This window comes from Mesobacillus sp. QJM3NY_10, from assembly GCF_056173465.1.
In genome coordinates this window covers 4,760,515-4,775,414 of sequence record NZ_CM149675.1, presented here as the reverse complement: position 1 = coordinate 4,775,414, position 14,900 = coordinate 4,760,515, and the positions used below count along the sequence as shown (strand labels likewise).

The following is a 14,900-nucleotide window of genomic DNA, read 5'->3' as shown; positions in this document are numbered from 1 at the left end:
CAATTATCCCTCCTTTTCTCGTCGTTTTTACGCTTTTTCTCTATATCTAGCTGCATTTGCACTCACAATTTCACACAAATCTTCTGGCCTTCAGGAAAAAAGTCTGCTCGAAAAGCATAAAATCAAAGGTTATACATACTGTACAACCCCTGAATTAATAAATATACAAAACTATTAATGTGGAAAAATATATAATAAGGAAGAAAAGAAGCTTTTCGACAATATCCACCTTCTGTGGACAAAGTTTTACAACAGGCCTGAATAACCTATCCACAGCTTATCCACAATTTGTGGATAAATATATTTTCGTTATCGAATTATTAAGAGTGAAAACACAAATATAATATCAGATAATCTAGCATGGCGCAACGCTTTTTAATACATTATCCACAATACACTATCACTGTGGAGATTAATTGTCCACAGGCGCTTGAATTGTGTAAAAGCTGTCAGGAAGCCTTGTGGATAAAAAAAACCATGTCGATTTTTGTCCACAGGGCGCTTGGAGACACTAAATAACCAATAAAAATATATCGATTAACATTTCTATTTATAGCGAAAAATATTCTTCACAAATTTTTAGTGAATGATTTCTTAGCGAACTTTTCTTTATAAAATTTTTATAAGACTGACTTCTGGATTTTATCTTAATGGGATCATAAAGTTCCGAAAGGGTTCCGAAATGTTGAAAAATGGTTATGGTCCAGATTAGAGAAAACAAACATATAAAGAAAATCCAAGTGGAACTGAATTTTAAATTCTGGTAATGCCGTCGATTTCCGAATAGGCACTTGACAATTTATACTGCGCCTCTTTATAATTACAAAGACTGTCTGTAACAGCTATTCCTCAGGGAGGTGTAACATATATGAAACGCACTTATCAACCAAATAAACGTAAACACAGCAAAGTTCACGGATTCCGTGCCCGCATGAGCAGTGCAAATGGCCGTAAGGTTCTTGCTCGCCGTCGTCGCAAAGGAAGAAAAGTATTATCAGCTTAGGCCACTGAAATGTCAGTGGTCTTTTTTCTCTTTGGGCAATACTATTTTGGGAGCTCTGTATGCTGGCAAAGTGGCTTTTAGGGGATTTATTTTTGGCAATACTGAAAGAATAAATTCCTTTGCCCGCCTTTTTAAAAGAACCCCAAAGAAAAATTCAGATCCATAGAGAATTGAAGGTGCTATAGATGAAAAAAGACTTCAGAGTTAAAAAAAATAAAGAATTCCAAGAGGCTTTTAAAAAAGGAAGATCAGTTGCGAACCGGCAATTTGTTGTCTATATTTTAAAAAAGCCTGATCAGGAGAATTTTCGCATCGGGCTGTCAGTCAGCAAAAAAATTGGCAATGCCGTCATGCGCAACCAGATCAAAAGATATGTCCGGCAGTCATTCCATGAACTGCAGGAACGGGTCCATAACGGGAACGACTACATCATCATTGCCAGAAAGCCAACCGCTGAAATGGACATGCATGAAGTGAAGAAAAGCCTGGAGCATGTCTTGAAGGTCGGTAAGGTTTTGAAGAAGCCAAAACGTGGAGATAATGATTGAGGCAAAAATATTTGCCGATTTGCAATTTTTAAAAGCGCTTCCCTATAAAAGATGATAAAATACTCTTGATTGCATTGCCCTAACAAGGTTAAATGTACATAAATTTTGGGACAAACTTTTGAAAATAAATGAACGTACCGGGAAGTTAGGAGGAAATGAAGCTTGAAAAAAAGAATATTATTGATAATGGGCTTGCTTTTAGTGATGACCGTGCTGACAGGCTGTATGGAGTATGACCAGCCAATCACTGAGGAAAGCAAGGGTTTTTGGAATGAGTATATCGTTTATCCATTGTCCTTGTTAATCGTCAAGATGGCTGAATGGCTTGGTGGAAGTTTCGGTTTTTCTATAATCGCTGTTACGTTGATCATCCGACTGGCTATTTTGCCGCTTATGATTAAACAGACAAAGAGTTCAAAAGCTATGCAGGCTTTGCAGCCGGAAATGGCAAAGTTAAAAGAAAAATATAGCTCCAAGGATCAGAAAACCCAGCAGAAGCTCCAGCAGGAAACAATGGCACTTTTCCAAAAGCATGGTGTCAATCCGCTTGCAGGATGTTTCCCGCTGATCGTTCAAATGCCAATCTTGATTGGTTTTTACCATGCGATTTCAAGAACAAGGGAAATTGCCGAGCATAACTTTATGTGGTTCGACCTTGGTTCACCGGATCCATATTATATCCTGCCATTAGTTGCAGGTGTGACAACTTTCATCCAGCAAAAAATGATGATGGCTGGCCAGGAAGCGAATCCGCAAATGGCAATGATGCTGTGGCTAATGCCAATCATGATTATTGTGTTCGCGATCAACTTCCCAGCAGCACTTTCATTGTACTGGGTAGTCGGTAACTTATTCATGATTGTTCAAACTTACTTTATTAAAGGGCCGGACCTTAAAGCAACTGCTGCCGGCAATGCGGGAGGAGCAAAAAAGTGAAACAGGTAACTGCTACAGGACAAAATGTCGACGAAGCAGTAGAATCCGCTTTAGCTCAATTAAAGACAACCAAAGACCGCACAGAGATTGATGTAATTGATGAAGGCAAAAAGGGGATTTTCGGATTTTTCGGCACACGCCCGGCTGTCGTCAAAGTGACAGTGAAAATCGATGCTGTTGAAGAAGCCGTAAATTATTTGAAGTCGATTGGCTTGCAAATGGGAGCTCCAATTGAAGTTGATGTGAAAAAGGAAGGGAAAACAGTACTCTTTACGATGTCTGGTGAGAAAATCGCTTTGCTGATCGGAAAAAGAGGCCAAACACTGAATTCCTTGCAATTTTTGACCCAGCTCGTGATGAACCGTTATTCTGAACAGTATGCTACTGTCTTGCTTGATGCTGAGGACTATCGCCAGCGCAGGAATGATACACTCATCCAATTGGCCGAACGTCTTGCGCAAAAAGCAGTCAGAACAGGCCAAACCGTCGCGCTTGAACCTATGCCTTCGTATGAACGCAAAGTGATTCATACTGCATTAATGAAAAACAAGAAAATCAAAACCTATTCCGATGGCACAGAACCACATAGACATATTGTGATTGCGCCTGCAAAGTAATAATAAGTGAAAAACCCCGAACCAAGCGCTGGTTCGGGGTTTTTGTTCGATTTTATCACCTATTTTAAAGTAATTGGGCGATTTTTTGAAGTATCGAGCTCAATAATTGCTTCAGAAGGGTTGAATTATAGTGTTTTCTGACCCAGCAATAATGAAATTTTATTCAATAGTCGATTTTATTGGCGGTTTTCACAACTTTATTGGCGAAAATACAAATTTATTGGCGATAATGCGCAGTTTATTGGCGAAATTCAATTTTTATTGGCGACTTGGAAAATATCATGCATTTTTTCCAGTTCAGCATCCAGTCTTCAGTTCACTCGGATCCCATTTCTCCACCCAATTCTCAAATTAAAACTCGTAATCCACTTCCTCTATTAGTTCTCTCAAATCCCATTTGAGTTTTCCACATCCTAAATAAAAATCATTTATTATTTACTCACTTGGTTTTATTGTTATTCACATGTGGATAAGTTAAAATTAAATAAGTTTATTTAATGAGTTGTGGATAAATTCTGAGTTACGAGGATTCCTTTCTTTTTTTCACTAAAGTGATGTGGTATTCTAGTAATTTGTAGAAAACAAACTTTAATCTTTTGATATATATACTTTTTGCAGAAAAAGTGGGGTGAGCAAATGGAATTTGATACGATTGCGGCGATTTCTACGCCGATGGGTGAAGGTGCGATTGCGATTGTCCGTTTAAGCGGGGATCAAGCTTTTGAAATAGCAGATCGTCTGTTCAAAGGGGTTGGCAGCAAGAAGCTAAGTGAGGTGGCTTCGCATACAATCCATTACGGCCATCTGATCGATCCGAAAACTGGACAAGTTGCCGAAGAGGTAATGGTCTCTGTTATGAGAGGGCCGAAAACATTCACGAAAGAGGATGTAGTCGAAATCAACTGCCATGGGGGTCTTGTTTCTGTAAACCGTGTGCTCCAGCTTGTTCTGAACCAGGGAGCGAGACTGGCAGAGCCGGGGGAATTTACAAAACGGGCTTTTTTAAATGGGCGGATCGACCTTTCACAGGCGGAGGCAGTTATCGACTTGATCAGGGCGAAAACGGACCGTGCGATGAATCTGGCGCTTGGTCAAATGGAAGGACGCCTATCGAGGCTTATCCAGAAGCTACGCCAGGAAATCCTTGAAATACTTGCCCATGTGGAAGTGAACATTGATTATCCGGAGTATGACGATGTAGAGGAAATGACGCATAACATGCTTTTGGAAAAGGCGAAGTATGTAAAAGGGGAGCTGGAAAAGCTTCTGCAAACCTCACAGCAAGGAAAAATCCTTCGTGAAGGACTGTCAACCGTCATTGTTGGCCGTCCGAATGTCGGCAAATCCTCATTGCTGAATAGCCTTGTACATGAAAACAAAGCGATTGTTACCGATATTCCAGGAACAACTCGCGATGTCATTGAAGAATATGTGAACGTCCGCGGCGTTCCTTTGAGACTGCTTGATACAGCTGGAATTCGGGAAACTGAAGATATCGTCGAACGAATTGGCGTCGAACGCTCTCGCCAGGTTTTGAAGGAAGCGGATTTGATTTTGCTGGTTCTGAACTATTCGGATGAGCTTTCGGAAGAGGATCGGAACATTTTCAAAGCTGTTGAGGGGATGGATGTAATTGTCATCGTCAACAAAACCGACCTTCCGCAAAAAATCGATATGGACCAGGTGAAGGAGCTTGCGAATAATTATTCCCTTGTAACAACCTCATTGCTAGAGGACAAGGGAGTGGATGAGCTGGAAGAAGCAATATCTAGCCTGTTCTTCTCAGGTGCGATTGAATCGGGAGACATGACGTATGTTTCGAACAGCCGGCATATCGCACTTCTTAACCAGGCTGTCCATTCGATTGAAGAAGCGATCAGCGGTGTCGAAATGGGAACGCCAATTGATATCGTCCAAATAGATTTGACACGTTCCTGGGAGCTGCTTGGCGAAGTAATAGGTGAAAGTGTGCATGAAAGCTTGATTGACCAGTTATTCTCGCAATTCTGTTTAGGGAAGTAAAAATAAAGATATTATTCTTGAAAAACTTTCTATATATGTTACGGAAAAATTATAATGTAGCACTTTTAGACTATAAAGATTCTTGTAGAGTTTGATTGCAGCATAAAAAGGAGGCAGCAGGATGGGTTATGAAGCCGGAAATTTTGATGTGGTTGTAGTTGGTGCCGGCCATGCGGGAGTTGAGGCGGCACTTGCACCGGCACGCATGGGTGCGAAAACCGCGATGATTACCATCAATCTTGATATGATTGCGTTCATGCCGTGCAACCCGTCAATCGGCGGACCTGCAAAAGGGATTGTTGTACGGGAAATTGACGCTTTGGGCGGCGAAATGGGCCGCAATATTGATAAAACATACATCCAGATGAGGATGCTGAATACAGGAAAGGGTCCTGCAGTACGTGCGTTGAGGGCCCAGGCTGATAAATTCGATTATCAGAATGAAATGAAGAAGACGCTGGAAAACGAAAAGAACCTTACATTGGTACAGGGAATGGTTGAGCGCCTGATTGTTGAGGATGGAGAATGTAAAGGGGTCATTACCCAGACTGGAGCCATTTATCGTGCGAAAACAGTCGTGATCACGACGGGTACCTATATGCGCGGGGAAATCATCCTTGGAGAATTGAAATACTCAAGCGGTCCGAACAACCAGCAGCCGTCGATCAAGCTGTCAGAACATCTTGAGGAGCTTGGGTTTGATTTGGTTCGTTTTAAAACGGGAACTCCGCCGCGTGTGCATAGCGACACCATTGATTATTCTAAAACAGAAATCCAGCCTGGTGACGATGTCCACCGTGCATTTTCCTATGAAACGACCAAATACATCACCGACCAGCTTCCTTGCTGGCTGACGTATACGAATGAAAGCACACACCAGCTGATTGATGAAAATCTACACCGTTCACCGATGTATTCCGGAATGATCAAGGGTACTGGCCCGCGTTACTGCCCATCCATCGAGGATAAGGTCGTCCGGTTCAATGACAAACCGCGCCACCAGATCTTCCTGGAGCCTGAAGGAAGGAATACTCAGGAGGTTTATGTGCAGGGATTGTCAACGAGCTTGCCGGAAGAGGTCCAGCATAAAATCCTTCAGACCATACCTGGCCTGGAAAAAGTACAAATGATGCGTGCCGGCTATGCGATTGAGTATGATGCGGTCGTGCCGACGCAGCTTTGGCCAACACTTGAAACGAAAATGGTTAAAAATCTTTATACTGCAGGCCAGATCAATGGAACTTCAGGTTATGAAGAGGCTGCCGGCCAGGGAATCATGGCTGGGATCAATGCTGGCAGAAGGGCGTTGGACAAAGAAAAAGTTATCCTTAGCCGTGCTGATGCCTATATTGGTGTATTGATCGATGATCTCGTGACAAAAGGAACAAATGAACCGTACCGTCTTTTAACATCAAGAGCGGAATACCGCCTGCTTCTGCGCCACGATAATGCGGACCTTCGTTTGACTGAAAAAGGATACGAAATCGGCTTGATTACTGAGGAACGCTATCAGAAGTTTTTAGCGAAAAAAGAAGCAATTGAAGGTGAGAAACAACGCCTTCAATCGATCATCATTAAACCGACAGCAGAGGTTCAGGAGTTGATTCGTTCGCTTGGCGGCAGTGAGTTGAAGGATGGCATCCGTGCTTCAGATCTATTGAAGCGTCCTGAGGTTTCTTATGGTCATATCAAGCAGCTCGTTCCTGCAGCTGGTGAACTTGATTTTGAAACAGAGGAACAGACAGAAATTCAAATCAAATATGAGGGATATATCGAGAAATCACTTCAGCAGGTTGAAAGACTGAAAAAGATGGAAGATAAGAAAATTCCGGAAAATATTGATTACAGTGCCATTTCTGGACTGGCAACAGAGGCTCGCCAAAAATTGAAAGAAGTACGTCCGTTGACCTTGGCGCAAGCATCGAGAATCTCAGGTGTGAACCCTGCAGATATCTCCATCCTGCTCGTTTATCTGGAACAAGGGCGTATTGCACGGATCGAATCGTAATGTTTTTAATTGCAGAAAGTATGATTTCTCCACATAGATTAGTGTCTAGCTCCAGCGCCTAGCCAGTTTTCATCCCCGAGAGTGCTCCCTCGAGTGTCTTGCGAGAAGCGATAGCTTTGAGCAGCTCGAGACGTTTCGGTCCGCCCGATGAAAGTCAAAGAACGACTTCACCGGTCGGCCCTCTGAGGCACAGGATGTGCAGACCCGACAGCCACAGGACGTGGCGCTCTAGTCGGGCAACGCTTGTCGGGGCTGACCAAGGCGCTTGCGCTTTTCTTATGAATCCACCAGCAAGGACAGAAAGGGTTGGCTTATGAATACAGATCAATTTAAAGCTTTGCTCGCTGAAAAGGGGATTGAGCTTTCCCAGAAGCAACTGGAGCAATATGAAACGTATTATAAAATGCTCGTCGAGTGGAATGAAAAAATGAATTTGACTGCGATCACAGAAAAACCAGAGGTGTACTTGAAACACTTCTATGACTCCGTTTCTGCCGCATTTTATTTTGATTTTAATAAGCCGCTCAATTTGTGCGACGTTGGTGCCGGTGCCGGTTTCCCAAGCATCCCGATTAAAATTGCATTCCCGGAAATCAAGGTTACAATTGTCGATTCCTTGAATAAGCGAATCACGTTTTTGGAGCAGCTTTCAAAAGACCTGGGGCTTGAAGGAACAACATTCATCCACGATCGTGCGGAGACATTCGGACAGAACCCAGCCCATCGTGAAAAATATGAAGTTGTTATGGCCAGGGCTGTTGCCAGAATGTCAGTATTAAGCGAGCTTTGCCTTCCGCTAGTGAAAGTTGGCGGGACATTTATCGCCATGAAGGGCAACCAGGCAGGAGAGGAATTGCAGGTTGGTGAAAAAGCGATCGGTGTACTTGGCGGCAAGCTGGAATCCGCGCATTCATTCACATTGCCGGTGGAAGAAAGTGAACGAAATATTCTAATCATAAATAAACAAAAGCCAACACCTAAGAAGTACCCAAGAAAGCCGGGAACTCCGAATAAAACGCCGATTGAATAGAGGCTTCTATCATTTGCAGCACCTTAGGTCAAAGACCTGAGGTGCACAATTTGATACAATACAGGAAACCGGCCATGTACGCTGGCGCTTTTTGTCTAATCTAGCTTCAGCGCATAGCCCCTCGGGTCATAAGCCGCCCTGCTGTGGTGGCTGGAAAACTGCCTCCTCGCAGGTCGTCTTATGCCTGTCGGGGCTGACCAATGCGCTTATGCTTTTTGGTCTATTTTGCATAATGAATTTAGTTTATAATAGAGTCTATAGGCAGGAACTTGTCATTTTTATAGAGAATATGTAATAGGGAGTTCATAAAGGTGGTGTAGGGTGATGAAGCCTTCTCTTTCGCGCTTTTTTGGCCTTGGGGAAAAGGAAAAAGAACAGAACCAGGTGGAAGAACAGAACCAAGTGGAAGAACAGACAGTTGAGGATATTGGCAACATAGAAAACGAAGAAATAAAGAAAATTCCGATTGACCATATTATTCCAAATAGATACCAACCAAGAACTGTTTTTGATGATGAAAAAATTGAAGAATTGGCCCGTACCATTCACATACATGGAGTAATTCAGCCAATCGTTGTCCGGGAATTCGATCAGGATAAGTTTGAAATCATTGCCGGTGAACGCCGCTGGCGCGCGATGAAAAAGCTTGAGTGGGAAGAGGTTCCTGCAATCGTTAAAAACTTATCCGATTCCGAAACGGCATCTGTAGCTTTGATTGAGAACCTCCAGCGTGAGGAGCTTTCACCGATTGAAGAAGCAATGGCTTATGGTAAATTGCTGGAAATTCATAACCTAACCCAAGAAGCTTTGGCGCAAAGACTGGGAAAAGGTCAATCAACAGTTGCGAATAAGCTGCGATTGCTAAAGCTTCCACAGGAAGTACAGGATGCGCTTTTGAATAAACTGATCACAGAGCGACATGCCCGTTCGTTAATCCCGTTGAAAAATCCTCAGCTGCAGGTACAGGTTTTGGCAGAGGTCGTAGAGAGATCCCTCAATGTCAAACAAACGGAAGAACGCGTCGTCAAGCTTCTGAGTCAAAATGAAGAAAAACCAAAGCCAAAACGGAAGGCATTCAGCAAAGATATGAGGATTGCGGTCAATACAATCCGCCAGTCGCTGACAATGGTTTCCGACAGCGGCATCAATCTCGATTCAGAAGAAGAAGAGTTTGAAGAGTTCTATCAATTCACGATTCGCATACCAAAGAAGAAATAATAGATTGCTAGTGGGGGACAAGCCGTCTCCCGCTTTTTTGTTGGCAAAATCCAACCGAGTCAATCGTCTGGTAATGGTGTTTTTTTGTTTAATAGACCTGGCATATTACCGGATTATTACTTTTGCATAAAAATTCTATCAACTATCTAGATTCATGATAAAATAGAATACATGATTGCTTTTTTCAGCATCCCATATTCTATATGGATGACGGGGAAGGCCTTGATTTAATGCATTTTATGCTTGATAAAGCTGAATATTTTATTTTACGGGTTTGAAAGAAGGTGACAATGTGGGAAAAATCATTGCGATTGCGAATCAAAAAGGTGGAGTCGGCAAGACGACTACATCAGTGAACCTCGGTGCGTGCCTGGCATACATAGGAAAAAAAGTGCTGCTTGTCGATACAGATCCTCAAGGAAACGCAACGAGTGGTGTTGGAATTGAAAAAGCAGATGTTGAGCAATGCATATATGATGTTCTTGTTGACGATGTTGAAGCCAAAAATGTCATTCATCCAACAGCGGTAGAAAATTTATATACAATTCCTGCGACCATCCAGCTTGCTGGAGCGGAAATCGAGCTTGTGCCCACGATTTCAAGGGAGGTCCGCCTGAAGCGGGCTCTCGAGGAAGTCAAGGATCAATTTGATTATATTATCATCGACTGTCCGCCATCTCTTGGTTTATTGACACTGAATGCCTTGACGGCTTCAGATGCCGTCATAATCCCTGTCCAATGTGAGTATTATGCACTTGAAGGGCTAAGTCAGCTGTTGAATACTGTTCGCCTTGTACAGAAGCATTTAAACCAGGATTTGAAGATCGAAGGGGTTCTGCTAACAATGCTGGATGCACGTACGAACCTTGGTCTTCAAGTCATTGAAGAAGTGAAGAAGTACTTTCAGGACAAGGTGTACAAGACAGTCATTCCACGGAATGTTAGGCTGAGTGAAGCTCCAAGCCATGGAGAGCCAATTATCATTTATGATCCAAAGTCCCGCGGGGCAGAGGTTTATTTAGATCTTGCAAAGGAAGTGGTTGCAAATGGCTAAAGGCTTAGGTAAAGGATTGAATGCTTTCTTTAACATGGAAGCTGAGAGAGAAGAGAAGGTCCAGGAAATAAGCGTCAAAGAAATAAGGCCAAATCCTTATCAACCACGAAAAGTATTCCAGCCAGAAGCGATAGAAGAATTGAAGTTATCGATCCAGGAACATGGAATTCTTCAGCCAATAATCGTCAGGAAAACGATAAAGGGCTTTGAAATCGTTGTTGGGGAAAGGCGTTTCCGGGCAGCAAAAGAAGCAAAGCTGGAAACAGTGCCGGCAGTCGTCCGTGAGCTGAATGAACAACAAATGATGGAGCTTGCTGTACTGGAAAATCTCCAGCGTGAAGACCTGAATCCAATTGAAGAGGGAATTGCCTATCAAACTTTGATTGAGAAGCTGAAGCTTACACAGGAAGAGTTAGCGAAAAGGTTAGGAAAAAGCAGACCGCATCTAGCCAACCATATTCGTTTGCTATCGCTGCCTCCTAAAATCCAGCAACTCATTTCAGATGGCAAGATTTCAATGGGGCATGGGCGTGCGCTTCTAGGATTAAGGAAGAAAGACAAGCTGCCGATTCTTGTGGATAAAATCCTTAAAGATGGAATGAATGTCCGCCAGCTTGAACAGTTGATCCAGGAGATGAACGAAGTTGTTCCACGTGAAACAAAAAAAGAGAAAGTAACAAAAGATGTTTTCATTCGAGAGCGTGAAACTACACTTCGGGAACGTTTCGGAACCACTGTTAACATCAAACAATCCAAAAATAAAGGGAAAATTGAAATAGAGTTTTTCTCGAAAGATGATTTAGAACGGATTCTGGAACTATTAGATCAGCAAAACTCTTAAGCTATCAAATTGATGGCTTCTTTTTTTACATGGCTCTTTTCTCAAACTTTGTTGCTATTGACTACAAAATAGGATTGAATGACCTATTTTTCTTCACAAATGAAAGCTTATTATGAGAAAAGAGCTTGCACTCTTAATACCGATCTACAAAATAGCCTTTTATTCGTTAAAATCGGCTTAGGATTTTAACAACATTTTTTACGATAACAGCCTTTACATACCCGTATTCATACAAAATCCGAAGATAGGTGAACAATATGTTTTTACTTGGCACCATTGTTAATGGGCTATTGATTATCATAGGGACCTTGCTTGGCAGGCTTCTGACGAGAATCCCTGAAAATATGAAAGCTACAGTCATGCATGGCATCGGGCTTGCGGTAATGGTGCTGGGCCTGCAAATGGGCTTTAAAAGTGCCAATTTCCTGATTGTTATTTTGAGTCTTGTGATTGGTGCAGTCCTAGGTGAAGCTTGGAAGCTGGAGGATAAGCTGAATTCTGCTGGGGACTGGCTAGAAAGGAAGCTTGGGTCAAAAGGGGAAGGCAGTATTTCACAAGGGTTTGTGACGGCGACGCTGATCTTTGTCATTGGCGCGATGGCCATTATCGGCGCGCTCGACAGCGGAATTCGCGGAGACCATGACGTCCTCTATACTAAAGCAATCATTGACGGTTTCACGGCATTAATTTTGACCACCACACTGGGTATTGGCGTTCTGTTTTCTGCGATTCCTGTCATGCTGTACCAGGGGATAATCGCTTTGTTTGCGACACAAATAGATAAGTTTATACCACAGGCATTGATGGACAGCTTTATCCTTGAGCTGACTGCAACCGGCGGTGTCATGATTTTTGCCATCGGCTTGAACCTGATTGGATTGACAAAAATCAGGGTCGCGAACCTGCTGCCAGGTATTCTTGTAACCGGTGTTCTTGTCACGATCTCACATTATATGATTGGGATTTAATGTGGGGGTGAGTTCGTCGTGAAAGGGTTTTTCTCCAGTCTATTATTTATACTTAGCATTTTGATTTTTGCGATAACTGCTTACTTACTTTATTGGACGATCGTGATGCCAGGGTGGTTCGTTGTTCCTTTTCTCATTTCGTTAAGGATTGACAAGTAGAAAGAATAGAAAAAATACCTGGGTAGCCTCCAGGCATTTTTAAAATTATTCAGCAACTGTTGGCTGCTCGGTTTCAAGGTCCCAGTTGATCTTAGGCCAATCCTGTTTCTTCGGCAACTGCTTACTGCTCTCGAAAATACCGTTTGCGATCGTTTTTGCCATTTTTAAAACGAGGTTCAATCTTGTATTTTGCAATACAAAGAATTCCATGAACCCGCTGACATTGACGATACCGGTAATGTGCATGTTTCCGACTTCAGGCAGTTCCTTATTCACTCCTGCACCTGGCTTGACGGGCCCATTGCCTACCTGGATGGAGCCTACGCTTTTTAAGCGGCCAAGGCAAGCGTCTATGCCGATAATAAAAGGATTGAAGTGTTTTTGTTTGATTTCGGCCAGTTTTACATCCATATTTACAGCATGGATTGGATCATCAAGTGTTCCATATACATGGTATGGCGCGATTTCTTTTTCCTGCAGCAGCGTTCCGATTAGCGGACCCAATGAATCACCGGTAGAGCGGTCAGTTCCAATACAGACAAAAACAATTGGGCGTGTGCTGAAATTAGGCAAATGGTCCAGGATTTCAGAAGCCAGCTTTTCGGCAGCCAGTTCATCTTCATGGTTAATTTTTGCCACATTGTTTTTCCGCTCGAAAAAATGGTTTTTGAGATTCATTGGATCAACTCCTTAAAAATTCGTACTATCAGTATACGGACTTTTTTTGTAATCTATACATACCTGTAAACAGAAAGATTTAAACAGGGTCTTTTGGAGCGGTGAACCATTTATAGAGGAATAATGACTTATTTTTTAAAAAGGCTTTATAATGGTTTGGACTCTATCGGAAAATAATAATATTATATTAAAATAATAATGTATTAGATTAGATTGAAGGATGCTTTTGAGTTAAAAATATTCCGTTATGGCATCAACTTATAGAAACAGTCTTCTTTAACTACATTATAAAACTTGATAAAATGATTGTGTTTGTATGAAACTTACTAGTTTGTTACATAACGTTTAATGGTGGCTCTGTAAAAAAAGTCTGTTGATTTTCGTTCCATGCGCTTCGCTTTCCGCGGGAAGAATATGAAAAAGACCACTTGCCGTCTTTTTCATAAGCAATTCTTCCTCGGGGCTGGCGCCGAGCCTCCTCGTCGCAAGCTCCTGCGGGGTCTCACCTGGCCAGCTGATCCCGCAGGACACTGATTGGCTTCCTCGAATCTGCCCACGCACGATGGAAATGCGTTAGCATTTTCGGAGGAGTCTACGCGCCTTCCACTACAATCAACAGGGTCTTCATAATCAACTTTTAGTATAAATAGCACCAATAATGTAAGCATGAATTTTGCAGGCGGGTGAGAATATGAGTAAAACAGAAGAAAGTCTAACCAAGACACAAGCATTTTTTAATAAAATGAGTCAAAAGCTGATGGATGAGAATCTCTGGTTTGCGATTGGGGAAAGTGTTTTGAAAATCATTGCGATCCTGATTATCACAGGCTTGTTCATTCGAGTTGGAAAGATTGCGATCCACAATTTCTTCAAGGTCAGGACGAGAGGGCCGCTAAGGATTACGGAGCGGCGTGAAGCAACATTGATGAAATTGCTTGAAAATATGCTAACGTACGTTGTCTATTTTATTGCGATCATGTCCATTCTTGCGGCGATGGCAATCGATGTCAAAGCAATGCTTGCCGGCGCTGGGATTGTCGGTTTGGCAGTAGGCTTTGGTGCGCAAAGTCTTGTGAAGGACATCATTACCGGTTTCTTCATTATTTTCGAAGATCAGTTTTCTGTAGGCGATTATGTACGAATTGGACAATTTGAGGGAACTGTGGAGGAAATCGGGCTGCGGACGACGAAAATTAAAAGCTTCACGGGAGAAATCAATATTCTCCCTAACGGCAGCATCGTAGAAGTCACCAACTTCTCTCTATACAACAGTGTGGCGGTTCTTGATATCGGGATTGCTTATGAAGGGGATATTGAATACGCTGAAAAAGTACTGCAGGAGTACCTGGAAACAACAACTGAAAAGTACCCAGAACTGGTTAAGACACCTGAGCTTTTAGGCGTTCAGCAATTTGGCGCTTCAGAGGTCGTGTTGCGGATCGTTGCTGAAACCTTGCCAATGAAACACTGGTATATGGGCAGGCAACTTCGCAAGGATATCAAGCTTCTCCTCGACCAGAACGGAATTGAAATTCCATTCCCAAGAATGGTCATGTACTCTCGCCAGGAAGGCGGAGAGCAGAAAGAATTCGGTAAATAAACAAGGAGGTTTTAAAATTGGACCACGAGTTTCAACTAAATGATGTCGTTGAAATGAAAAAACCACATCCTTGCGGCACCAACAAGTGGAAAATCATCCGTCTTGGCATGGATATCCGAATCAAGTGTGAAGGCTGCGAGCACAGTGTCTTGATTCCAAGAAAAGAATTCACAAGAAAAGTAAAGAAAGTTTTATCGAAGCAGGGAGAATAATCCTGC

14 protein-coding genes are annotated in these 14,900 nt (G+C 42.6%); 13 read left to right on the top strand and 1 reads right to left on the bottom strand.

Annotated features, from left to right (window positions below; genetic code table 11):
* Positions 1-868 precede the first annotated feature (868 nt).
* From rpmH to AC0VX7_RS23730, 11 genes are all read left to right on the top strand, one after another.
* Positions 869-1,003, top strand: coding sequence for a 50S ribosomal protein L34 (gene rpmH, locus AC0VX7_RS23780; RefSeq protein WP_013059930.1), 135 nt, complete (start codon positions 869-871; stop codon positions 1,001-1,003).
* 185 nt (positions 1,004-1,188) lie between these two features.
* A complete protein-coding gene (gene rnpA / locus AC0VX7_RS23775; protein WP_475426206.1) occupies positions 1,189-1,551 on the top strand; it encodes a ribonuclease P protein component in 363 nt (120 codons plus the stop codon).
* A 162-nt stretch (positions 1,552-1,713) separates the two neighbouring features.
* Positions 1,714-2,487 (top strand): YidC family membrane integrase SpoIIIJ, encoded by a 774-nt coding sequence (spoIIIJ, locus tag AC0VX7_RS23770; protein WP_475426205.1) that lies wholly within the window; start codon positions 1,714-1,716, stop codon positions 2,485-2,487.
* A complete protein-coding gene (gene jag / locus AC0VX7_RS23765) occupies positions 2,484-3,104 on the top strand; it encodes an RNA-binding cell elongation regulator Jag/EloR (protein ID WP_475426204.1) in 621 nt (206 codons plus the stop codon). Before spoIIIJ ends, jag begins: the two co-directional genes overlap by 4 nt.
* Positions 3,105-3,740: 636 nt before the next feature.
* Positions 3,741-5,126 carry a tRNA uridine-5-carboxymethylaminomethyl(34) synthesis GTPase MnmE gene (gene mnmE, locus AC0VX7_RS23760; protein ID WP_215035577.1) on the top strand — a complete coding sequence of 462 codons (1,386 nt, stop codon included), beginning with the start codon at positions 3,741-3,743 and terminating at the stop codon, positions 5,124-5,126.
* 121 nt (positions 5,127-5,247) lie between these two features.
* Positions 5,248-7,134: a tRNA uridine-5-carboxymethylaminomethyl(34) synthesis enzyme MnmG gene (mnmG, locus tag AC0VX7_RS23755; protein ID WP_475426203.1), complete on the top strand. Its 1,887-nt coding sequence runs from the start codon at positions 5,248-5,250 to the stop codon at positions 7,132-7,134.
* Between the two features lie 313 nt (positions 7,135-7,447).
* Positions 7,448-8,164 carry a 16S rRNA (guanine(527)-N(7))-methyltransferase RsmG gene (gene rsmG / locus AC0VX7_RS23750; RefSeq protein WP_475426202.1) on the top strand — a complete coding sequence of 239 codons (717 nt, stop codon included), beginning with the start codon at positions 7,448-7,450 and terminating at the stop codon, positions 8,162-8,164.
* A 324-nt stretch (positions 8,165-8,488) separates the two neighbouring features.
* On the top strand, positions 8,489-9,382 hold the full coding sequence (noc, locus tag AC0VX7_RS23745; RefSeq protein ID WP_215035597.1) for a nucleoid occlusion protein: 894 nt from the start codon (positions 8,489-8,491) through the stop codon (positions 9,380-9,382).
* A 292-nt stretch (positions 9,383-9,674) separates the two neighbouring features.
* Entirely contained in the window at positions 9,675-10,436 is a 762-nt protein-coding gene (locus AC0VX7_RS23740; protein ID WP_041965152.1) for a ParA family protein, read from the top strand.
* The gene (locus AC0VX7_RS23735) at positions 10,429-11,277 is read left to right on the top strand and encodes a ParB/RepB/Spo0J family partition protein (RefSeq protein ID WP_475426201.1); all 849 of its coding nucleotides are present in this window, start codon (positions 10,429-10,431) and stop codon (positions 11,275-11,277) included. Before AC0VX7_RS23740 ends, AC0VX7_RS23735 begins: the two co-directional genes overlap by 8 nt.
* A gap of 257 nt (positions 11,278-11,534) precedes the next feature.
* The gene (locus tag AC0VX7_RS23730; protein ID WP_041965150.1) at positions 11,535-12,245 is read left to right on the top strand and encodes a DUF554 domain-containing protein; all 711 of its coding nucleotides are present in this window, start codon (positions 11,535-11,537) and stop codon (positions 12,243-12,245) included.
* A 204-nt stretch (positions 12,246-12,449) separates the two neighbouring features.
* Here the strand turns inward: AC0VX7_RS23730 and yyaC are convergent, their stop codons facing one another.
* Positions 12,450-13,082 carry a spore protease YyaC gene (gene yyaC, locus AC0VX7_RS23725; RefSeq protein WP_475426200.1) on the bottom strand — a complete coding sequence of 211 codons (633 nt, stop codon included), beginning with the start codon at positions 13,080-13,082 and terminating at the stop codon, positions 12,450-12,452.
* A gap of 691 nt (positions 13,083-13,773) precedes the next feature.
* Here yyaC and AC0VX7_RS23720 point away from each other — a divergent pair.
* Together AC0VX7_RS23720 and AC0VX7_RS23715 are read left to right on the top strand one after the other, a co-directional pair.
* Entirely contained in the window at positions 13,774-14,682 is a 909-nt protein-coding gene (locus AC0VX7_RS23720) for a mechanosensitive ion channel family protein (protein WP_215035564.1), read from the top strand.
* 17 nt (positions 14,683-14,699) lie between these two features.
* Complete coding sequence (locus AC0VX7_RS23715) at positions 14,700-14,894, top strand: DUF951 domain-containing protein (protein WP_023613382.1); 195 nt, start codon at positions 14,700-14,702, stop codon at positions 14,892-14,894.
* Positions 14,895-14,900 lie beyond the last annotated feature (6 nt).